We start from the raw sequence: 23056 nt of genomic DNA, 5'->3' as shown, positions 1-23056 counted from the left end.
TCGCAACTTGCTTTTTTGTTGCAAAAAAATGGCCTTGAGTAATTCAAGACCATCTTTATATCAAAACACATGTTATGGTTAATTGGGTTTTAAACCAAATTTTTATAGGTAAAGTATTGAAGCCAAACCTAAAAAAGTGAAAAAACCAACAACATCAGTAACCGTAGTTAAAATCACAGAACCCGATAACGCAGCATCTTGGTTAAAACGCTGTAACACCATTGGCACCATGACCCCAGCAATGGCGGCGACTGCCATGTTGATCAAAATCGCACAGGCAATCACGATCCCCATAACATTGTCTCCAAACCACCAGCCCGCAATGATCCCAATAACTATGGCCCATAAGGTGCCATTGAGTGCGCCAATACCCAGTTCGTTTTTCATTAACGACATCACGTTACCCGCGGTAATTTGACCCATCGCCATACCACGGATCATCAGCGTTAATGATTGACTCCCGGCAATCCCCCCCATAGAAGCAACAATAGGCATCAACACCGCCAATGCAACCACTTGAGATAATACATTTTCAAACATACCAATCGTAGCAGACGCTAAAAAGGCCGTGAGTAAGTTAATCCCTAGCCATACCGCACGGCGCTTGGCACCTACAACAATCGGCGCAAATAAATCGTCATGCTCATCCATACCGGCTGTTGCCATTAACTGCGCTTCATAATGTTCACGCACTAAAGCTGTCGCAGTACGAAGTGTCATACGGCCAATCAAAATGCCCTCTTCATCGACCACGGGCAATTCAAGTTCACGACTGTGCTCAATGGCCTCTGCGGCTTCAATCAAAGACGAGTCAGCGGAGATAACACGGCTGTCATCCCACTTTAATGATTGCAGAATAGTGTTTGTGTCGGCCGTTTTAAATACATCGTAACGACGCACTGTACCTAAATATTTATCATTGTTGTCCACTAAAAATAAGTGGTCATTACAATCTAAATCGATACGTCTAAAAAATCGCTGCCCTTGCGCCACCGTAGAGGTTGGATTTAATGCTAGCATTTGGTGATCAGCATAACGACCAATTTCATTTTCAGTATATTGATCGTATAGCTCAAAGTGTTTACGTTGACGCTCACCCATCTGTGCCAAAGCACGATCGGTGATATTGTCGGGTAACGAGTCACTCCACTCAATGAGATCTTCTGGACTTAATTGCGAAAAGAGTAAATCCAGTTCCTCGTCGGGCATTTTCTTTAAAATGCCTAAACGAGGATCTGCACGCATTAAGTTAAGGACATCGACACGCTCTTCTACGTCAACTTGTTGCCAACGTTCATAACGTTCATCAAGTGGTAACGATTCGAGTAATAGTGCGATGGTGCCGGGTTCAGCATCGATAAGGATTTCGCTAAACACTTCGGCCTGCTCTTCTCCTTCAACTTCAGTGAGTTGAAGCACCACCTGACTAACATCAGCTTGTGGGGATGAGTTTAAGTCGATTTCATCAGAGTTAAGTTCGTTCTTTAAATCATTCATAAGCCCGCCCCTAATTCTCTATAGCCAAATAAGCGCAAACTATATTGAAATTGTTATTGATAAGCAAATAGATAAATTAAATTGCACGCAACTTAATTGCTAACTATTAAGATCTATATTATAGTCAATATTTTACACTAAGGAGTTCGTTGATGAGCAATGCTATTTATCCAATCACAGTAAAAAATATTAAAGGCAATGACGTTGCCATGGAAACGTTCAAAGATAAGGTCTTGTTGATTGTTAACACTGCCAGTAAGTGCGGATTTACCCCGCAATATCAGGCACTAGAGTCTCTTTACCAACAATACAAAGACCGAGGCTTGGTCATTTTAGGCTTTCCGTGCAATCAGTTCGGTAAGCAAGAACAAGGTGATGACGCTGAAATTAGTCAATTTTGTGAACTTAACTTCGGTGTGACCTTCCCACTGTTTAGCAAAATTGAAGTGAATGGTGCCAATAGTCATCCTCTATACCAACACCTTAAGCAATCAGCAAAAGGGTTATTAGGCAGCGAATCGATTAAATGGAACTTCACTAAATTTTTAGTTGATAAGCAAGGCCATGTTATTGAGCGATATGCACCAACAACCAAACCTGAAGAGTTGAGGACTACCATAGAAAAGCTGCTTGGCTAGCCTTTAGACTTAGGTTTACGCTTGTAAAGGTATGCAGCAAGCTTGAAAACATGAAAAAATAAGCTATTAATTTAATAGGAATAAAAAATTAATTTCAATTAAATGCATAAAAAGCTCTTAAACATTGAACTTTTTTACGTAACAACACTCAAAATATATAACAGTGAAATTACTTTTATTGTTCATCATCTCCCTGGGACTTCTAGCGCGGTCCCCTTGATCGCTAAGTCGATCGATAGGCAATCAGTTGGTTGCCTTTTTTTATGCCTAAAAGTTCATTGCGATTCCACACGATTACGTTTTTTAAAAAAATTTTCAATTTGCGTGAACTTTTAAAAAAAACCTGAGTCTTAATTTATGTAGCATGAAAGACACAGCTGATTGTAACGTTTTCATCCAACGTTATTCACCTGTAGACACAAAGATATCATCTCCATCTTTTTGTCTTGTTACACAGTTTTAGATTCATTGTTCATCATCATCCCTATTTGGGAGTGTTAACACGCTAGCGCACTGTTAATCACATCCCGCAAAGAACGACTTAGGCAACCTAATTAGGTTGCCCTTTTTTTTGCTTTTTTTTCATCAAAAAATGACTCATCAACACTAAAAACCTGCAGATAATCACGACAAACATTTAATCTAATCATCATATAACGTTGCTAAGTCACAAAAATGTAAGGCAAAAAAAGCAAATCAAACGTCATTCATTGACTAAATTCAGGGCAAAAAGAACGCTTTTTTTAATCATTTAAAAAATTTTAATCACAGCAGTGAACTTTTCCAATAAAGCCCAGTCTGAATATATGTAACGCTTAATGTGTAACGGATTATATTCAGTTGATGTGAGTGCGAGTTAGTAAAAGTAAGCTTCTCCCCCGTAGTTTAATTTTATGCAACTCAACGGTTCACCTCAACTAAGGTTAGGATTGAGTTACGGCTATTGTTTTTAATGTTTATTGTTCATCATCCCCATTGGGAAGTATTAACACGCTAGCGCACTGTTGATGACAACCCGTAAAGAGTTATTTTGGCAGCCAATAGGCTGCCATTTTTTTATCTCGTTTTTATCCTATCAACCCAATATCAACCCGCAACAATGCATCTAATTGCACTTGTAATGATGGGTGATAACCAAGACGGGCTTGATTGTAAATCGTGACAAGCTCTTGCTTATATCCTGCAACTTGTAACTCAGTAAACAATGGTCTAACAAATTTCCCTCGGCCGATTTTGCATAAATATATTGATAACTCTGGTAAAACCGGATCAAAATGATTGCGGATAGCCACCCGGTACCAATCACATGCAATGTCAGCATTTTGATGACCCGTTAATTGAAATGCCTCATCTAAGTCTAGCAACATCGATTGACTGACAACCAAAGGAAGCTTAATTAAAAAGTATTGCCAATGATGTACTCGCCATTGCGCAACCGCTAAGGTATGCGCAGGAGCGCCTCCAATAAATGCCGCCAAGGCAGCATTCACTTTATCGAAACTGGTGGAGGTTGGAGCCACAAACCAATCAGGTAATCCTTGTCCATAAATCCATTCATTAAGCACATTTAAACTGAGTTTATCACCATGTGTGACTAACAATGTTTGCTGAGCATATTCCACAAATGACTCGGTTGTAATGGCGCTAAATGCAAAGTGTTCAACATATTGGCGCAAAAATAGATCAAAGGCTGCTCGCCCTAACCGACTTTCAAGTTCATGGACAAACATAGAAGCTTTGTCGTAAGTGAAACGATTAAAGGCTAAGTTTGGATCGCGATCTTGCACATTAGCGGGTAACGTTTGCTCAGCAAGAGGCATTGACTGCATTTCTTCAACAAGCCGGCCATATTCAATCACCCACTCTAATTCAGCCTGTTCTTTACCATAAACCGCTTCAACAATTCGATTGGTAAAATAAGTGGTAAATCCTTCGTTTAGCCATAAATCTCGCCAAGTGGCATTACTGACAAGATTACCTGTCCAGGAGTGTGCAAGTTCGTGTGCCACCGTCGACACTAAACTTTTATCCCCTGCGATTAACGTGGGTGTCATAAACGCTAGCATGGGGTTCTCCATGCCGCCAAACGGAAAACTGGGTGGCAACACAATCATGTCATATCGCCCCCACGCGTAGGGTCCAAGTAAAGATTCTGCTACTTGGATCATTGCTTCAGTATCTTCAAACTCACGCGCTGCGGCATCAAGTAAGGCGGGTTCGGTATAAATACCACTTCTTGGGCCTGTAGCCTTAAAAGCTAAATCGCCCACAGCTATCGCAAGTAAATGAGTTGGGATAGGTTTGTCCATACAAAACGAAAATACCCCATCATCAGGCATTTGCGGATTGTTAGTGGCACTCATTACTGCACGAAAGCCTTTTGGTACATTGACAGTAGCATTAAAGGTAATTCGCGCTTTTGGGGTGTCTTGTAGCGGTAACCAACTGCGGGCATTAATTGGCTGAGATTGACTAAATAAATAAGGGTATTGCTTCCCTAAGGTTTGCTCTGGAGTTAACCACTGCAATCCCTGCGCTGAAGAGGACGTACGATAATGAACCACTACTTCAGTGATTGTTAGCCCAACCTCAATAAGATATTGCTGCCCAACAATAGTATTAACTTCGCGACACTGGTATGTCAGTAACTGGCCTTCAAGATCAGTAATGCTATCAATGAGCAAGTCACGGCAATCAAGTATCAATGTCGATTGCTTCTGCTTACGAGTGAAAGACAAGCTCACTTTTCCGGTTAATTGTTGAGAGTCAAAATCAACTTGTAACCGAATATCTAGATGATGCACACATAATGAGTCAGTGTTAGCGCTCGAATGATAATCTTGATTTACATCCCACGGAATTGCCACATACACCTCTTAAAATTCTGAATAAATTAGTCTTTTTCAACATCATCGTATAATAAAACATGATATTCACAGAGCAAAAATAGCACGCTAAAGAAATTTATTTAAAAATAACTGATATTTTTTTAAATAATGTTGAACTTAATTCAAATACCCTAGTCTGAATATATGAACCGAATTTGCATTACTTATTTTTTGTAGCTAGTAGCGTTTTTTTGTTCATCATCATTCTCCTATTGGATAGTAAAGATAATCTATCAACAGTATTGCCCTTAGCAATAGCAGCAACCTCAATGTTAGGTTGCTTTTTTTTGTCTTTTTTCGATATAAAACAGACACAAAAAAGGCCTCAAAAGAGGCCTTTTTAATTTGAATAGCTAGATGTTAAAGCTTAACACCTAACTTTTCTAAATCTTTTTTTACCACTGTCGTTGGTAGTGAAACATAACCATCTTTTAACACAACCTGCTGACCTTGCTGAGAAAGAATGTAACGTAAAAACTCACGATCCATAGGCGCTAGATCTTTATTTGGGTGCTTGTTCACGTAAACATAGAGGTAACGTGATAATGGGTAAGTACCGTTAGCAGCATTTTCAGCGTTTGCTTCAATAAACTTATCACCTTTCTTAGAGATAGCTACCGCTTTCACACCAGCAGTTTTGTAACCAATACCTGAGTAACCAATCGCATTTAAAGATTGTGATACAGACTGAACAACAGAAGCTGAACCAGGTTGCTCGTTAACGTTAGAGCGGAAATCACCTTTACAAAGGGCTACTTTCTTAAAGTATCCATAAGTACCAGAAACTGAGTTACGACCGTATAACTGAACATCTTTTGCACTCCAGTTACCGTCTAAACCAACATCACTCCAACGTGAAACATCATCACCGCCACACTTAAGTGTAGAAGAGAAAATACCGTCAACTTGTTCAAGGCTTAAGCCATCGATAGGGTTATCTTTATGAACAAAAACAGCTAAAGCATCGATTGCCACACGAACAGCTGTTGGCTTGTAGCCATAATGCTTTTCAAATGCTTCAATTTCGTTAGGCTTCATTTTGCGGCTCATTGGGCCAAACTGAGAAGTACCTTCAGTAAGTGCTGGAGGCGCAGTTGAAGAACCAGCTGCTTGAATTTGGATGTTCACGTTTGGATAGATGTGCTTAAACTCTTCAGCCCATAACGTCATCATGTTTGCTAAAGTGTCTGAACCAACAGAAGACAAGTTACCAGAAACACCACTTGTTTTTTCGTACACTGGTAAAGTTTGGTCAATAGCAGCCATAGATGCTGCTGAGAATACACCAGCGGCTGTTAGGGTAATCGCGCCGACAAGTTTTTTCAGTTTCATTGTATTGCTCCAGTATTATGCTTACTAATGTTTTTAAAACGTAGTCAGTATCGACCTCATTGATGACAAGTCTATGACGCAGACATGACAGTTATATGACACAGGTAATAAAACTGTCTTATGGGTAAGTAACACACTACAACCCTTACTAATCAACAGCTTAAATAAAATACATTACACCTTTGAGCCTAAACTTTATCCCGTAGGCACGATTTATCTCGGAAATGACTAAAATAGGACGTGTTTTATGACAGTAAATATCTTATACCAATTCAAGGTATGCCTATCTTGGAACAAAATTAAACTTACTTGAAATAACGCAGAAATAAAAAAAGCAGCCAAGCTGCTTTTTAGATATCGCTATTGCCTATCAAGCAAGTGGAGCGGAATAATAAAACTAAAAGTACTGCCCTTGCCATACTCACTGGTCACATTAAGCTCACTGTGATGATGACTTAGCGCATGCTTAGCAATCGCCAATCCTAATCCTGTACCACCGGTTTTACTTGACCGCGCATCGTCAACTCGATAAAAACGCTCAGTTAATCGGTTAATATGCTGCGGCGCTATGCCGACACCGGTATCTTTAACTGAAAATAACCCTCCGGTCGCAACGCTACGCCACGTCACCGTAATCACCCCACCTGGAGCGGTGTAACGCAGTGCATTGGAGATTAAATTAGAACATGCACTTCTTAGTTGTACTTCATTACCATGAGTGTTTAATCCCGCTTCACAATTAAACACTAAAGTATATTCATCACCTGCAAGTGCTTTAGCTTCTTCTTTTAATATGTCCATCATCAACTTCATGTTGACGGTTTTCGATAAATCAACATCAACGGCATCTTCAATCCGCGACAAGGCTAATAGTTGCTCTACCATCGATTGCATTCTTAGGGTTTGCTGCTGCATTAACGACAACGGCTTTTGATTTGGGGAGTCGTCTTCCTCCATGCTTTGCATAATCTCTAAATAACCTTGTAACACGGTTAAAGGTGTTTTAAGTTCATGCGATACGTTAGCAACAAAATCTTTGCGCATCCCCTCTAATTGATGGATACGAGTAATATCACGGGCAATCAATAACAATTGCCTATCACCATAAATCATCAAACGAATTTCGAGTAAGCGTTTATCTGAAACAGGAGACGGCATTTCAAGCGGTTCTTTAAAATCTGCTCTTTTAAGATAATCAGAAAAGTCAGGGTGTCGAATAAGGTTATCAATTCGCTGCCCACTATCTTGCGGCCACACAAACCCTAAAATTAATTGAGCCAGTTTGTTACACCACAAAATGTTAAGTTCAGCATCGAGCACCACAGCAGCATCAGGCAACGCCTCTGCACCTTGACGAAAACGCGCAAGTAACGTCGCTAATTGCCCTACGCGACGGCGGTTTTTACCTTGTAAACGATAAATACCATTAAATACGCCTTCCCAACTGCCCTGACCTTGAGGCGGCGTTAACTTTTTGTCTTTCCATAACCAAAAGTTTAGCCGGGTAATTTGACGATAATGCCAAGCAAGTAAACCAATGGTCCCCAATAAAGTGACGATGGCAATATGGCCTACTAAAGCACCCACGCACAGAAATAAAGTCAGTAACAGTGCTAAACGAAAAAATAACCGGAATCCAGAATACGAGTTAAGCATAAGCAACCTAATTGCGAAAAGTAACGCAGCCAACACCTTAAGTGTCGTTACTGATTATTAGGAGTAACGAGGAACCACAAGATAGCCTAATTTAACTATTGTGGCTAGGCAACAAACAAGAGCAAAGCTCTGTTTATACAAACAGAGCTTCATGGTTGCCAAAACGCATTACATTCTGGTTGAAAAACGGTAACCAGCACCACGAACAGTTTGAATTAACTTATCGTGCCCACCTTGTTCTACCGCTTTGCGTAAACGCCTAATGTGCACATCAACAGTGCGATCTTCCACATAGACGTTGGTGCCCCAAACATTATCGAGTAACTGCTCACGGCTATACACACGCTCTGGGTGAGTCATAAAAAAGTGCAATAATCTAAACTCAGTCGGCCCCATATCAAGTACCGCCTCGCCCACCGTCACTCTATGACTGACGGGATCAAGCTGCAGTCCTTGCACATCAATGGTTTCTTCTAAGCGTGTGGGTGCGCTTCTGCGCAACACAGCTTTTATCCTTGCCACTAATTCTTTAGGCGAAAAAGGTTTAGTAATATAGTCATCAGCACCCACTTCTAGGCCTTTAACTTTATCTTCTTCTTCACCACGCGCAGTAAGCATAATGATGGGGATTTGACGGGTAAACTCGTCTTGCTTTAAACGTTTTGCCAATTGGATACCACTGCCACCAGGGAACATCCAATCCAGTAAAATTAAATCTGGGTACGGTTCTTGAAGCAACTCAATAGCTGAATCGAAATCTTCAGCTGCAGCTGTCGTAAAACCATGTTGATCCATCACAAATGTCAGCATCTCACGAATTGCTGATTCATCTTCTACTATTAAAATCCTAGCTGTCATTTTGAGTTTCTACATTAATTTGCCACAAGGGTATTATTAGACACTTTTATTACACTTTCATGATCTCAACGCTAATATTGGCAGTAAAAAACAGTTTTTGTCATAAAAACTTAATTGCTGTTAAAACCGTGTAACAAAAAAAGGGCCAAAGCCCTTTTTTAAACATGTCATGAATTGACGCAATTAAATAAGCAAATCTTAGAATTTATGTTCGATACCGATCCCAACATAAGCATCATCTTGGTCATTTGAATCAAAGGTGTTTTCAGTGTAAAAAGCAAATAACTTCGTTGGTTTACCGAGTTTGTAATCTGCACCCACAGACCATGAATCACCTTTGTTTTCCATGTCTAAGTACTGAGCTTTTAAGGTGACATTATTGATGCCATAAGCCGTGCTTAATAAGAAGCCATCATCTTTTATGCCACTATCGAGTGCTTCTTGTTGTTGGTACATCGCCCCAAGCACTAACCCTGCTACTTTACCTTGCACAGTCGCACGAGCAGTATCGTAACCTTTTACTTTTGAATCATAGGCAATTGCGGCATAGATTGAAGACGTTTTAAGTCCAGCATCTCCATACATAACAGCCATACTTACACCGTCTTCACCTGAGCTGTTATCTCCAACAACTTGGTCTGAATCGCCTGAAGCAACATAGGTCACACCCGCTTGAAAATCACCAAACTCAGGTGTGTAGTAAGTTGCGGTTTGTGCCATGCGGTTATCGCCTTTAAACATGGTTTTCAAATCGCCAGATAGATCATTAAATTGATCAACTTTACCTTGAGAGACTTTAAGCATGGTATCGTTGCGACCCACAGAAACCGCACCAAAATCACCTTTTAACCCCACAAATTGATTACGAGCGAGGAAGTTTTCTTTGTCCTCATCACCAGTATTAACCTCATACTCGATAGTGTAAAAAGCCTCTAAAGACGTGCTTAATTCGAACTCACCAGTGACACCAAAACGTGATGCATTACTTTCAATAGTCGTTTCAGTTTCACCTGAAACATCATTAGACTGCGCAGTAACATTTAATTTGCCATAAACCTTTAAGGGTTCTGCCGCATAAGCACTTGAAGCAAGCGTTGCTGCCATTGCAGAGGCTAAAAGAGTTTTACAAAAAGCATTCATCATTTCATCCTTTTGACGTATTAATCGTCATGGTTATTACGGAGTGTTGTATCGGAACGAGCGGAATTCTGCCTTGCGAATGTTTCAGAAATATTTCATTAATTAACGATTTGCTGATATTTGCTTGATACAAGTGATTAACATTGCTTGAAATACAGCTGCAATAGCGGTTTGATGCGACAAAAACCAAATGTGACAGTTTGATGAATTCTGCAGTGAGTGGTTTTTATCAAGATGTTGATAGGTGTTTTTTGTAGGTTTACCGCTTAGCATCTATCCCGTAAACTGCGGTAACTGAATTTTCCTGATAATTAATGAGAGCCTTCTATGTGGTTTAAAAATCTCACCCTGTACCGTTTCAATAAACCGTTTACCACCGACACCGAAACATTAGAAACGGCCTTAGCTGACTTCACCTTCTCCCCTTGCTCAAGCCAAGACATCAGTAAGTTTGGCTTTTCAAATGCCCTAGGCAAAAAAGGTCAGGCATTAGTTCATAGCGCTGAAAATCGCCATTTGATTTGTGTTACCAAAGAAGAAAAGATTCTACCAAGCCAAGTCATTAAAGAGGCATTAGATGAAAAAGTGGCTGAAATAGAAGATCAAGAAAGCCGTAAAGTCACCAAAAAAGAAAAAGACAACATTAAAGACGAGATCACCACCACCTTGTTGCCACGTGCATTTTCACGCCGCAGCCAAACTCACGCATTGATTATGCCTGAACTGGAGATGATCTTAGTTGACAGCTCAAGTGCAACCAAAGCAGAAGAGTTATTAGCCTTATTACGTAAAGCCATCGGCAGTTTACCGGTAATCCCATTAAGCTATGCAACCCCAATCGAATCGACTTTAACGCAATGGTTGCAAGCAGGCGAAGCGCCAGCTCCGTTTGAAATGCAAGATGAAGCAGAACTGAAATCTGAATCTGATGAAGGCGGTATCGTGCGCTTTAAACAGCAAGTGCTCCAGGAAGATGAAGTGCTAGCTCATATTGCTACGGGCAAACAAGTGCATAAATTAGCCTTACATTTTGCTCAATCTATTGCATTTGTGATGCAATCTGACGCCAGCGTTAAACGGATTAAGTTTTCAGAAGAGTTTAGAGCAGGTAATGATGAGGTGGGTACCGAAGATCCTCTCGCACGATTAGATGCTGACTTTGCCTTAATGGGCAGCGAGCTAGTTGCGTTTATTAATGCGCTTAATCAAGCTTTTGGTCCACTTGAACAAAGTGTATAAGGACATCATATGAAGCTATACGGTAGTTATACTTCGCCATTTGTGCGCCATTGCCGCATTGCATTACTTGAATCAACCCTCGATTATGAATTTATCGAAACAGATCAAGCTGCCAGCGCCACAAAATCGCCAACAAAACGGGTGCCATTTTTACAAGATGGTGAGTTAACACTGAACGATTCTAGTGCCATATTGCGTTATATTCGCCAGAAGTCTGACAAGCCTTTTATTGAAAGCGCGGTTGAACTCGACCAGTATTGCTTGGTGAACACTGCACTCGATAGCACAATCAACTTGTTTTTCTTAGCACTAGATGGGGTCGACATCGAACGCTATGAATATACGCTCAGACAGTCGCAGCGAATTGGGTCGATTCTAGTCGCATTAGAACAGCTCAAACTACCACTTCATGGTCCTTATGATGATGTTCAAATACGCTTAGGCTGTTATTTAAGTTGGGCCGTATATCGACAACGGATCAATATCGACAGCTACCCAAGATTGAAACTGTTTTTAGCGGCCATTGAGCGAGAACCATTTTTTAGTGAAACTGCCCCGCCAGTTTAATCAAACTAAATCTTGAGCAATTAAAAAAGCCCTGAAATAACAGGGCTTTTTATTATGAACACTAAGCTAACTAAGCTTCATCACTCTTAATCCACTTACCTTCGGCATCAAACGGCCAATCAATACCAAGCCAAGCTTTAAAAAAGGCTTTTTGCGCTACACTGGGTTGCTCAACAGCGGTAATCGACAATGTACCCTTTGGTTGCTCAGCCAATAAAATATTGACCTCCTTTAACCTGTCATTGCTAAATACGGTTAATTTAACCTTATCGCCAGGGTTAAAATCATCAAAACGTTTCGTAAATCCGTCTGCCGTAACTTTCAATCCATTTACTGCAACGAGCTCATCTCCCGCACTTAATCCAGCTTGCCAAGCTGGGCCATTTTTAGCCACTGTTGCCAGTATTAAGTCGTTATGTAATCCAGATAAGCTCATGCCTGTATCCACTTTGGATTTTGGCTTATCGCCATAGGTTGTGATTAAACCCGCTTGAGATAACAGTTGGTCGAAGTCTAAGCTAAAAGGTTGGTTAACAAACTCTTGCCACCAGGGTTGATAATCTTTACCAGTAAGTGTTGTTAAAATATTTTGTACATCTTCAACGTTATAACCCATCGGAATTTTAAAATTCTGATATAACGCTTTATGTACATCGCGATATGAATGCGCTAAATCACTGTCTTGCAACACACTAAAATCCAATGCCATTGAGGCTAAATAGCCTTCTGAATAAATATTAACGCTGTGGTTTACCGCATAATCCCCCCAGGTGCTACTCCATTGCCCTAAACTGGCCTCTGCAACAGATTGAGTATCACGCCCAGGATTTTGTTGATTTAACACCACTCTCTGACTTAAATCTTTGAAGAACTCTTTGGCTGTGATAACGCCAGCACGGAGCAGTAATTGGTTTTGAAAATAACTGGTTGAACCTTCTGCAACCCACAATAGCTCACTCATATTTTCGTTTTGATAGTCATACGGTACTAGCCCTTCTGGACGATAGGCTTTGACATTCCAGGTATGGATAAACTCATGAGATGCCGTACTAATAAAGCGTAAATAATCTTCACGTTCACGAAAATTAAAGCGCGGTAACTGAATAACCGTAGAATTAAGGTGCTCAGTCGCGCCGCGAGCACCATTTGTGGCATGCACCATATAAACGTAACGTTCAAACGGATAATCGTCCCAAATCATCGACGCTTGACCACTGATTTTAGCTAAATCCGTTAAAATTTGCTGGGTGTCATAATTGCCCTCCCCCCAGAAAACCACATCATAATCGCGGCCATTGGCCTCAAAATTGAAATGTTGATTAATACCAGTTTCAATTGGCGAATCTACTAATACATCATAGTTAGCCGCTTTAAATGAATGGGCTGTAGCACCTTTGTCCATTCCAGAAAAACTTTGCCAACCTGTAGGTACGCTTAAATCAACATTGACAGGTTGTAGACGAAATTCAGGGCTATACATAAAAACGCCACTGGCATCTAAGTAGGCATGGCTGTCATCGATATGACGTAAGCGGTCAGCAAGTTCATTGGCATGTAATTGATAGGTTATGGTTACTGCTGTAGGTTTAGCTAAATCAATAGTCCATTCACCACTGGCGGTGCGAGTCCAAGGTAAAGCGTTTCCGTTACGGTCTGCTGCGCTAAATAATCTTACCCCATCAGCAATCGGTAAAACCTGATAACGCCCCGTACGCCACACGGGTAAATTGACGGTCAATTGCGAAGACGTGGTACTAGGAAAAGACACGCTAACTTGCGCTAAATGGTGCACAGGTTGATTAATATCGATATGGTAATCAACGTCAGCAAATGAAGGGTCAGATAAACACATCGAAAAAAGCGCGCTTGAGGTTAAAATAGCTAGAGAAGTGGGTTTCACTCTAAGTTCCTTCTGGTATGATTCTATTTGTTTTTATTTTAAATTCCGAACAATTATAACAATCTACGCTAATTTACAAAGTGGCCATTTACGATTGATTACAAAAAGTGCCAATACATGGTTAAACACTTATTGATTTCACACACTTTTACCCATATCAATAGGGCTACTTTTATGAACTATATTAAGGATTTTTGCGGCTATGCTACGACTTGCTATTGTGTTTTTGTTATTGCCATTCATTTTTTGCCAAGTCGTGATAGCTAAAGATCTTGAACAACAAGAAATCGACTTTAGAGAAAATCCAACTAAGCTATACGCCAAAATTGCCAAGATAACAGAATTTCCATTATCGTTTACTACCCCACAAGAATTTGCCAAAGTCGCAGATGATTTAGGGTATAAACCTGATGAATTACACCGTAATTTAGAAGTGTTAGCTCGCTTGAATTTAGAAGCCAATTTGCAATCTTCTAGCAAATATGAAGATGCCGAACTCTTGATAAAACAACTTGATTCAATTGATTCTACAGCCTTTGAGCAAGCAATGGTGATTATGCTCAAAGCAAGACTGAAAGCCAGAAGAGACAAGCAATACCAATCAGTCGTGGCTGAATACATGGAGGCTTTTAATAAAATAAACTCAGACGTAAGCCTTGAAGCAATCTTATTTAAATACACCCTGCATGAACACCTGGCCAGTCTGCAAATGATGTTATTGCAACCCGCGCCGGCGTTGTCGCATTTAAATCAATACCGTGAAATTGCTTATCAACTTCACAACGATTATTTTATCGCAGAATCGGAAGCCGCATTAGGTAAATATTATAATCGTAGCGGTGACATGAGCAAATCGTTGTTACATTTCACCGAAGCATTTCGTTTAGCCAATGGCCTTAATTACCTTTCATTAAAATCACAAACATCAATCAATTTAGCAAGAACCTATCGCGATTTAGAACAGTGGGATGACGCATTAAAATATGCCCATGACGCCGCTGAAATATTGCAAAAACTAGGTAATGAAAGCTATCTAGCAGAAACGTTAAATGTCATTGCGATGATTTATGCCGCTCAAGAAAAATGGAGCAAAGCAATTGATTACTACTTAAATTCACAGCAAGTAAATGAGCGTGTAGGTAACAACATTGCCGTGGGCCTCAATTTTCATAATGTAGGTGAAGTCTATTCAAAACTCAAAAATTACCCTGCAGCAATCAGTGCCTTAAAGCAGGCCAATGATATTTTTAGAGCTCATAAAACCAATCATTACTTGGTCCATAATGAATTACTGTTTGCTCAAGTGAGTGCCGATCAACAATTATGGCCAGAAACCATCGACCATGCCAATAAAGCCATTGAGTTAGCTAAACAAAAAAAATTGATTGATGTTCAAATCGAAGCTTTAGGTTATTTATCAAAAGCTTATCGGGGCATTAATGATCTTAACGCGGCAATCGATAGTGTTGAAACCATTATCGCGTTAACTCAATCGGTTGAAGACAAAAAGCAAGCCAACAATGGCCGCTCAGAATTAACAGAACAAAAACTAAAATTCGAATTGACATTACTTAACAATAAGTTAGCACTGCAATCGGCTAAAAACAAACGCAATCAATTGATCATTATGTCATTATTGATTTTAATTGGTGTAGCCTTAATCACAGTGGTCTTTTTATATCGAAACTTGAAACACAAAACCAAACAACATCAAGCCTCGCAAATCATTAATCATCTTGAGCCTTTATCACAATCACCTGGCTATCGGGCGTTTATCGAAACGCTGGCAACCATGGAACAATCTGAACCAAAAACCTTGGCTCTAATCAATATTAACGAATTAAATAATATTGATATGCAGTTGGGACTAACTGAGTCAGTGACATTAATACATTCGTTTATGAAACAACTAAGCCAACACTTAGGCACCGATGTTTTTGTAATACGATCAGGTGTGTTTGCCTGTTATTTTAATCAACAACACGATGCCGACTTTATATATGAGGCATTGTTAACTTGTCTTGAACAATTGAAAGACGTAAAAAGCAACATCCCTAATTTTGCACAGTTACAAAATATACATCAAGCCAGCATTGGCCATATTAACCTCCCTTTATTAGGTAATCCGGATGTTAATATTAGTGCAGAGTTACATTTCGAAACATTACAATATGCATTAGCGGCAGCAATGGATATTACTGAAAAACCTGCTTATGTGTCATTAAGACCACTTAATTTTGCTCCAGCCGCTATTTTTATGCCGCCACTTTACCTGAACTTAACTCAAGCGTTGAATCGAGGGATTATTCGCGCCGAAAGTAATCGCAACAGTTTAGACATCAATTGGCCCAAATGTTAATTGTTTAATAAAGTAGCACTTATATGTAAATTATTATTATTTCTCGACTATTAGATTTGTTGCACAACATTATTGGGATATTATCGCTATAATATATACCCAATAGAGATCCTGCTTTAGCACTAGGATTGTGGCAATGGCTTGCAAATCGCAAGCGAATCATGAGTAGGCAATGCAATAATGAAAGAGTCTGAGACTACGATTTCACAAATATCGTTGATGAAACAAAAACTTCATGCGGCCAAACTCGCGCTTGAAGACATCAACACAGATCGTAATGACAAACTAAAAACGCTGATCCAGTTTATCAGTCACCTTAGTCTTGCCTGTAAAGGACAAAACTTGGAGCTCGACAATAAACTGGCTAAATTGCGTCATCATATGCAAAGTTTCGAGCAAGTCGATGAAGCATTACCAGAATTGGTCGATATTGAGCGCCTGTTAAAATCACAATACAGCCACACCATGTCGCGCTTAGAGGATAGCCGTGTAGGGTTGTCTCGAGTGATCCGTCAAATCCAGCGGGTTAACGCTGTACCAGACAAACTAAAAAAAGAAATCACCTACTTTAAGCAAGAGCTTAATAAGCCATTTCATACCGTATGGGAATACATTCCCAAAGTAGAAAAGCTAGTTTCATTTTACGAAGAGATTTTAAAACAAGAATTCGCAGGCGCTGACGACTACGACATATTGCCACAGCACATACAACTCGCTAAAGAATTGGCCGCTAAAATAGCCGAGGTTGAGTTTAGAAAAGATCAACGCGATCAAATCTTAGTCCTTAAAGAAGTCTTACTTTCAGACATCAGTGTTGATACTTTACTTGAGTCATACCAAACGATCCTCAGCCTGTTGCTAGACAACATCGCACGTGAGAAAACCGCTTCACAAGACTTTTTATTCGCCCTAAACGATGCATTAACCATTGTGCGTGATGTGGTCAACAGCACCTATAATAATAGTCAGCGTAGTGAACAGCTTAAAGGTCAATTAAACAAAGAGATTAACTTACGCGTCAACAATGCTGATGAATTGGTTACCGATGTTGATAATATTAACGAGCTTAAAACCCAACTAACTGTTCAGCTATCGTCTTTACGTGACGCATTATCGCGTAAAGAGGCACTAGAGCAACGTGAACAGGCGATTTTACGTAAATCAATTGAGTCTATGCGTAAAGAGCTCAACGCAATGAGCAATGAAGCCAATAGCTACAAAGAAAAACTGTTTGAACACCAAAAGCTCAACTTGCTTGACCCATTGACTCAACTCGCTAATCGTACCGCGCTAGAAGACAGAATGGAGCAAGAATACCGTAATCATATGCGTTTTAAGTCGCCACTGTGGATTGCGGTAACCGATATTGACCACTTTAAAACAATCAATGATAACTTTGGTCACAGTACCGGCGATAAAACCTTACAAGTGATTGCCATGGCATTAAAAAATTCACTGCGCGACAGTGAATTTGTGGCGAGATATGGCGGTGAAGAGTTTGTTTTACTTTTACCGGGCATTACCGATGAGCACATTTCATTGATGCTTAACCGGGTTAGAGAAAAAATCAAAAATATTCCATTTAAGTTTAAAAATCAGAGGATTACAGTTACATTATCGATAGGTGCTGCTCAAGTAATGGAAAATGAGACGCTCGAAGAAGCATTCGAACGAGCCGATGCAGCCTTATACCAAGCAAAAAACAACGGTAGAGACCGAGTCGTTATTGATATCTAGTCCATTCCAAACTCATTTTCTTTGGACTCGATATCAAACATTCGAGTCCAAAGGAGTTGCTTATGATCGTAAAAATTAGTCCACGTGGTAGTTTAGACCAACTGTCCCAATTAGAAGTCGAACGTTTAAGACAAGGGGCCAAAAGTGACCTCTACCAGTTATACCGCAATTGCTCCCTCGCAGTACTCGCCTCAGGCTTAATTAGTGACAGCTCAGAAGAGCTGTTTAACCGCTATGAATCATTTAATATCAATATTTTACAGCGTGAACGCGGCATTCAAATTGAATTAATCAACCCACCAATGCAAGCTTTTGTCGATGGTGAAATCATTGTGGGTATTCAAGAGCACTTATTTGCCGTGCTGCGTGACATTATTTACATCAGCAATAAATACGAAAATTTAAAACACATCGATTTCACCAACGCCAACCACATTACCAATGTGGTATTCGATATTTTACGTAATGCGCAGGCCATTTCCCCCATGAAAGACCCTAATGTTGTGGTATGTTGGGGTGGGCACAGTATCAACCCAGTGGAGTATCAATACACCCGCGATGTAGGTTATCAATTGGGATTACGTGGCCTTGATATTTGCACAGGTTGTGGCCCTGGCGCAATGGAAGGCCCCATGAAAGGGGCGACGATTGGCCATGCCAAACAGCGAGTACACACTGCCCGATATATTGGTTTAACAGAGCCCAGTATTATTGCTGCAGAGCCGCCTAATCAAATTGTTAATGAATTAGTGATTTTACCCGACATAGAAAAGCGTCTTGAAGCCTTTGTACGCCTTGGCCACGGCATTGTGATTTTTCCTGGTGGCGCCGGTACCGCTGAAGAACTGCTGTATTTTCTAGGTATTTTATTACACAAAGATAACTGTAATACCCCATTCCCATTGGTATTAACTGGTCCAGCACAAAGCGCTGAGTACTTTACCGAAATAGATGCCTTTATCGGTGCAACGTTAGGTAAAGAGGCCCAGAGTAAATACCAAATCATTATTGATGACCCTGTGCAAGTTGGCCAAATAATGAAACAAGGAATGAGTGAGGTCAAAAACTATCGCAAGAACAAAGGTGACGCTTATCAATACCAATGGTCACTTAAAATTGAGCCAGAATTTCAATTACCCTTTGATCCAACCCATGAAGTTATGGCAAATTTGAACTTATACTTTCAAGACAATAAGGCCGAACTTGCAGCTAACTTACGTAAAGCATTTTCAGGCATTGTGGCCGGTAATGTAAAAAGTGACACCATAAAACTTATTCAACAACATGGGCGCTTTAATATCCAAGGTGATATAGAATTAATGCGCATGATGGATAACTTATTAACGGCATTTGTAAAACAACAACGAATGAAATTACCCGGCAGTGCCTATGAGCCCTGCTACAACATAATAAAAAACTAATGAATAAACTGCTGATTATTGATGGATTAAACCTTGTTCGCCGTATCCATGCGGCGTTGCCTGATGAAAATGACATAGCTAACGTGCAACAACGTTCACTGGCTGCGTCGCAAAAAATGCTTAAGCAGCACCAACCCACACACATTATCGTGGTGTGGGATGGTAATGAAACATCCTGGCGCAAGGTGCTGTACGAAGATTATAAAAAGGGTCGCAAGCCAATGCCTGCCGCGTTAAGCGATGGGTTAACACAGATAAAAGCCACCTTAGCTGAACATGATATTCATTCATTTGATGCCCAATCTGAAGCAGATGATGTGATTGCGACGATTGCGACCAAAGTGATCAGCAACAATGGTGAAGTGGTTATCGTGTCTACCGACAAAGGGTTTAGCCAACTACCGATTAAAAACCTCACCTTATGGGATCACTTTAATCAGCAGACGTTTGATATCCAGCAATATGAAAAAAAGCTCGGAGTTGAACAATATCAACTACTCGATTTTATTGCGCTGGCAGGAGACACAGGCAATAAAATCCCAGGCATTGCCGGTATTGGGCCCAAATCGGCAGCTGACTTACTCAATAAATTTAGAACTCTTGCCAATTTATATCGCTCGCTTGATAACCTAGGGGCGAAACAGGCGCAAAAGCTTGCTGAGGGCAAAGACATGGCGCGGATAAGCTACAAGCTTGCTCAACTGCAAACCGATATTCCTCTCAATGTGAACTTAAAGCAATTTAGAGTTAAGAGCGCGGAGTAACTCGATTACCCCTCTAATCATAAAAAGCACATCTAAAATGATAAAAAAACGCCTCAGTATCTATGATATTGAGGCGTTTTTTTGTAGCAGCGATAAGCACTAATGGTTAATCGACCTTTTTGTACTCCTGGTACGCTTCACCCTGCTTGAGCCATTGAGGTGCAGGTTCGCCTTTTAAATAATGATCAAAATATTGTTTCATTTTAATGCTGTAATCGAGCTTATTAGGGTACTTTTTCAAGTGATGAGGTTCATCTTGATATTGTAAAAACACCACATCTTTACCCGCTCTGCGCATCGCTAAATACAACTCAACCCCCTGTTCCCAAGGCACTGCATCGTCTTTATCACCAAACATAATCATCATGGGCGTTTGAATACGATCGGCATAAAATACCGGTGAGTTTTCAATGTACTTTTGCGGAGCATCAAATAAACTGCCACCAATTCGGCTTTGGCCGGTTTCGTATTGGAATTGGCGAGCCAAACCAGAACCATGACGAATACCACTATATGCACTGGTCATATTTGATACTGGCGCCCCAGTTACGATCGCTTTAAAGATATTGGTTTGGGTGACGGCATAAGCACTTTGATAACCGCCCCACGAGTGGCCTTGAATACCCACTGCATCAGGATCGGTCACGCCCATCTCAATCAGTTTTTGCACACCGGCGGTTAATGCTTTTACCGACGAAATACCTGGGTAACCGACTTCAAAGCGAATATCAGGTAAAAAGATGGCATAACCATTGTCGGCATACCAGGCAAAATTAGGGCGATGGTTGAGCTTCATATCAGGAAATGCATGTAACCTGTCACTCATAAAGCGATAAAAGTACACCATGGTTGGATACGCTTTACCTTCCTGATAATTACTCGGCTTAATGAGCACGCCATCCATTTTAACACCATCGCCATCATGCCAATGCACTAACTCAGCGTTACCCCAAGCAAAGTCGTTACGTTGAGCATCAAGTGTGGTTAATTGAGTGGCCGTTTGTACACTATTCACATCTGCACTGTACAAGTCTGGATACAAATCATAGCGTTGTTTTGAAAACACTACAGTATCTGCTTCGGTAGCACGGGCTAATAAGGTTAATTTACTGTCACTATCGGTTACACGCTTAACAGCAGATTGCCCCACAGTTGCAGCATAAAATGCGTCAGCTTTAGTGGTATGGCTATAACCTTGTAATATGACTTTTTGACCTTGACTAATGGTCGCGGGTAAACGATTTTGTTGAGCCAGCCCAACCACTCTAAATTGAATTTTTTGCTTACGCCCTTCACCACTGGTGAGCATAAAGCCTTTATGTGACGTGGTATTAAATTGCCACATGTCATATTTATCGTAAAACGTAATGCCAGAGTCATCAGCAAGCCAAGGGCCAAAACCGTATCCGGGCGCAGCGCTAGGATAATCATGATCTTCATCGGCAAAAGGCGTAGAGATATTCTGTGTTAAGTTAACGGTACGTCCCGATGAAATATCACGTAAATACACACTGCCCTGCTGATAATAAGCGAGGAACTTTGCGTTTGGCGACAAGGTAGGCATGGCATCACTAGGCTGCTGTACCAATATTTGCTGCTTGTTGCCTGTGTTCAAATTAACCAGATACACATCGCGGTAAAACCCAGCCCAGGTGATCATTTTTTGATACGGCACATCTGAGCTTGCCAGTAAATAATCAGCTTGTTCGCCATAAGTCACATCAGGCACTGCTTGGTCGGCCAATTGCAGTATTTTATTTGAATTAAGATGCAACACCGCAAGGTAAGTACGTTTTAACTCTTTGGCGTACTCTTTCACTTCTTGTGGTTTAATTTTAGGGTCTTCACCATGCCAGACACGCAATTGCTTGCTAGCCGTTATGATCTCAGGGTTAAACACATCTTCAGCTTGTTTGTACTGAGCTAACTCAGCTTGCTGGGCCACGCTAGGGACTCTGCCAACAAATAAACGTTGGCTGTCTTTAGAGAACTGTAAACTCGAGTGTTGGTTGTATCGCCAAGCGTTATTGCCAGTAAACAATTGCTGCTTACTGGTGTTAATATCAAGCACTAAAAGGCTATGTTCGCGGCCATAACGTGCAACTGATGCATCGCCTTTAGTCAAAGCCACAAAGTGGCCATCATCGCTGATGGCAAGTGCTTCAAGCTGCTCGCTCTCACTGGTAAATAATGTCTCAGGACTTAATGAGTCAAGCTTTACTAGGGTTAATTGATGTAACGCCTCTTGCGAGTCATTTTGTAACACCGCTAACAAACCACCAGCTTTATCAAAAGCAAATTGACTCACATTGTCTAATGTTAACTGCTGATTAGTGTCAAGCTTAACCAGGGTGACTTGAGTGCCAAGATCGGCTTTATCAACCTCTTTGTCATCATCTTGTTTTTTGTCTTTACTCTCTTTTACAGGCTCATTTTTTGCAGACTCATCCGACTCAGCTTTTTTATCTTCAGGCTTATGCTTAACCAATAAATAGCCGCCATCGTGACTGAATACGGCAGTGTCGACATTATCGAACTGCTGCTGACTACCTGTGTCAGTGGCTAATAGCATAATAGAATGAGGTAAATCGTCACTTTTTTCTGTTTCACGCTCAAACAAAGGTGCTTGCAAGGTGGCTAATACAAAGCGTCCGTCTGCACTGACCTTAACATTGCTGCCACGGTCAATTTGATAGTGTTTACTGTTGTCATTAAAACGCACTAATGCACGACTATCACCACGGTCAGGCTTAGCCTCTACGGCTATCACCTTGCCATTATCTGAAATAACCGGCTGTTGCAGGGTTTCAAAATGCATAATATCGTCAATGGTTAATGCATTGGGCGCCGCAACACCGTACGCACTCACACTCAGGCACAATGCCAGTGGAATTAAGTTAAATACCTTCACAGTTTCCTCTAATTATTATCATGATGGATTGTCTGTTTGATCAATGGCGAGGCGATATCGCATTGAGCTGCATACGACCAAAGTCGTCTATATAAAAGCATCACACCGAATAAGCTATTCGACATCAATTTTCACCTTACCACTTGAGT

General features: G+C 40.7%; 15 protein-coding genes. 7 read left to right on the top strand and 8 right to left on the bottom strand.

Annotation, left to right across the window (positions count from 1 at the left end):
- Positions 1 to 102: 102 nt before the first annotated feature.
- On the bottom strand, positions 103 to 1497 hold the full coding sequence (locus IEY48_RS13565) for a magnesium transporter (RefSeq protein ID WP_188921195.1): 1395 nt from the start codon (positions 1495 to 1497) through the stop codon (positions 103 to 105).
- Between the two features lie 152 nt (positions 1498 to 1649).
- Between IEY48_RS13565 and IEY48_RS13560 the strand changes: the two genes are divergently transcribed.
- Entirely contained in the window at positions 1650 to 2135 is a 486-nt protein-coding gene (locus tag IEY48_RS13560) for a glutathione peroxidase (RefSeq protein WP_188921193.1), read from the top strand.
- A 1067-nt stretch (positions 2136 to 3202) separates the two neighbouring features.
- Here the strand turns inward: IEY48_RS13560 and IEY48_RS13555 are convergent.
- The 5 genes from IEY48_RS13555 to IEY48_RS13535 all read right to left on the bottom strand — a co-directional run bounded on the left by IEY48_RS13555 (position 3203) and on the right by IEY48_RS13535 (position 10012).
- Positions 3203 to 5002, bottom strand: coding sequence for a M1 family metallopeptidase (locus IEY48_RS13555; RefSeq protein ID WP_188921191.1), 1800 nt, complete (start codon positions 5000 to 5002; stop codon positions 3203 to 3205).
- A 381-nt stretch (positions 5003 to 5383) separates the two neighbouring features.
- Positions 5384 to 6355, bottom strand: coding sequence for a PstS family phosphate ABC transporter substrate-binding protein (locus IEY48_RS13550; protein WP_188921190.1), 972 nt, complete (start codon positions 6353 to 6355; stop codon positions 5384 to 5386).
- Positions 6356 to 6715: 360 nt separating this feature from the next.
- Positions 6716 to 8011: a phosphate regulon sensor histidine kinase PhoR gene (phoR, locus tag IEY48_RS13545; protein ID WP_188921188.1), complete on the bottom strand. Its 1296-nt coding sequence runs from the start codon at positions 8009 to 8011 to the stop codon at positions 6716 to 6718.
- Positions 8012 to 8179: 168 nt separating this feature from the next.
- On the bottom strand, positions 8180 to 8869 hold the full coding sequence (phoB, locus tag IEY48_RS13540) for a phosphate regulon transcriptional regulator PhoB (protein WP_188921185.1): 690 nt from the start codon (positions 8867 to 8869) through the stop codon (positions 8180 to 8182).
- Positions 8870 to 9067: 198 nt separating this feature from the next.
- Positions 9068 to 10012 (bottom strand): porin, encoded by a 945-nt coding sequence (locus IEY48_RS13535; protein WP_188921183.1) that lies wholly within the window; start codon positions 10010 to 10012, stop codon positions 9068 to 9070.
- A 324-nt stretch (positions 10013 to 10336) separates the two neighbouring features.
- On the opposite strand from IEY48_RS13535, the gene rdgC reads away from it, so the two are divergent.
- Together rdgC and IEY48_RS13525 are read left to right on the top strand one after the other, a co-directional pair.
- Positions 10337 to 11248: a recombination-associated protein RdgC gene (rdgC, locus tag IEY48_RS13530; protein WP_188921180.1), complete on the top strand. Its 912-nt coding sequence runs from the start codon at positions 10337 to 10339 to the stop codon at positions 11246 to 11248.
- Between the two features lie 9 nt (positions 11249 to 11257).
- A complete protein-coding gene (locus IEY48_RS13525; RefSeq protein WP_188921178.1) occupies positions 11258 to 11815 on the top strand; it encodes a glutathione S-transferase family protein in 558 nt (185 codons plus the stop codon).
- 70 nt (positions 11816 to 11885) lie between these two features.
- On the opposite strand, the gene IEY48_RS13520 is transcribed toward IEY48_RS13525, so the two are convergent.
- Entirely contained in the window at positions 11886 to 13715 is a 1830-nt protein-coding gene (locus IEY48_RS13520; RefSeq protein ID WP_188921176.1) for a M61 family metallopeptidase, read from the bottom strand.
- A 202-nt stretch (positions 13716 to 13917) separates the two neighbouring features.
- Between IEY48_RS13520 and IEY48_RS13515 the strand changes: the two genes are divergently transcribed.
- The 4 genes from IEY48_RS13515 (at position 13918) to xni (ending at position 19996) form a co-directional block, all read left to right on the top strand.
- Positions 13918 to 16074, top strand: a complete 2157-nt coding sequence (locus IEY48_RS13515; protein WP_188921174.1) for a tetratricopeptide repeat protein — start codon at positions 13918 to 13920, stop codon at positions 16072 to 16074.
- A gap of 180 nt (positions 16075 to 16254) precedes the next feature.
- On the top strand, positions 16255 to 17811 hold the full coding sequence (locus tag IEY48_RS13510) for a sensor domain-containing diguanylate cyclase (protein ID WP_188921172.1): 1557 nt from the start codon (positions 16255 to 16257) through the stop codon (positions 17809 to 17811).
- 62 nt (positions 17812 to 17873) lie between these two features.
- Entirely contained in the window at positions 17874 to 19232 is a 1359-nt protein-coding gene (ppnN, locus tag IEY48_RS13505; protein WP_188921170.1) for a nucleotide 5'-monophosphate nucleosidase PpnN, read from the top strand.
- Entirely contained in the window at positions 19232 to 19996 is a 765-nt protein-coding gene (gene xni, locus IEY48_RS13500) for a flap endonuclease Xni (RefSeq protein WP_188921168.1), read from the top strand. Before ppnN ends, xni begins: the two co-directional genes overlap by 1 nt.
- Before the next feature lie 106 nt (positions 19997 to 20102).
- Here xni and IEY48_RS13495 read toward each other — a convergent pair whose 3' ends face one another.
- On the bottom strand, positions 20103 to 22907 hold the full coding sequence (locus IEY48_RS13495; protein ID WP_188921166.1) for a S9 family peptidase: 2805 nt from the start codon (positions 22905 to 22907) through the stop codon (positions 20103 to 20105).
- Positions 22908 to 23056 lie beyond the last annotated feature (149 nt).

Origin of the sequence: Shewanella saliphila (genome assembly GCF_014648295.1) — a bacterium.
GTDB lineage: Bacteria > Pseudomonadota > Gammaproteobacteria > Enterobacterales > Shewanellaceae > Shewanella > Shewanella saliphila.
This window is presented reverse-complemented; position numbering and strand designations above follow the sequence as displayed.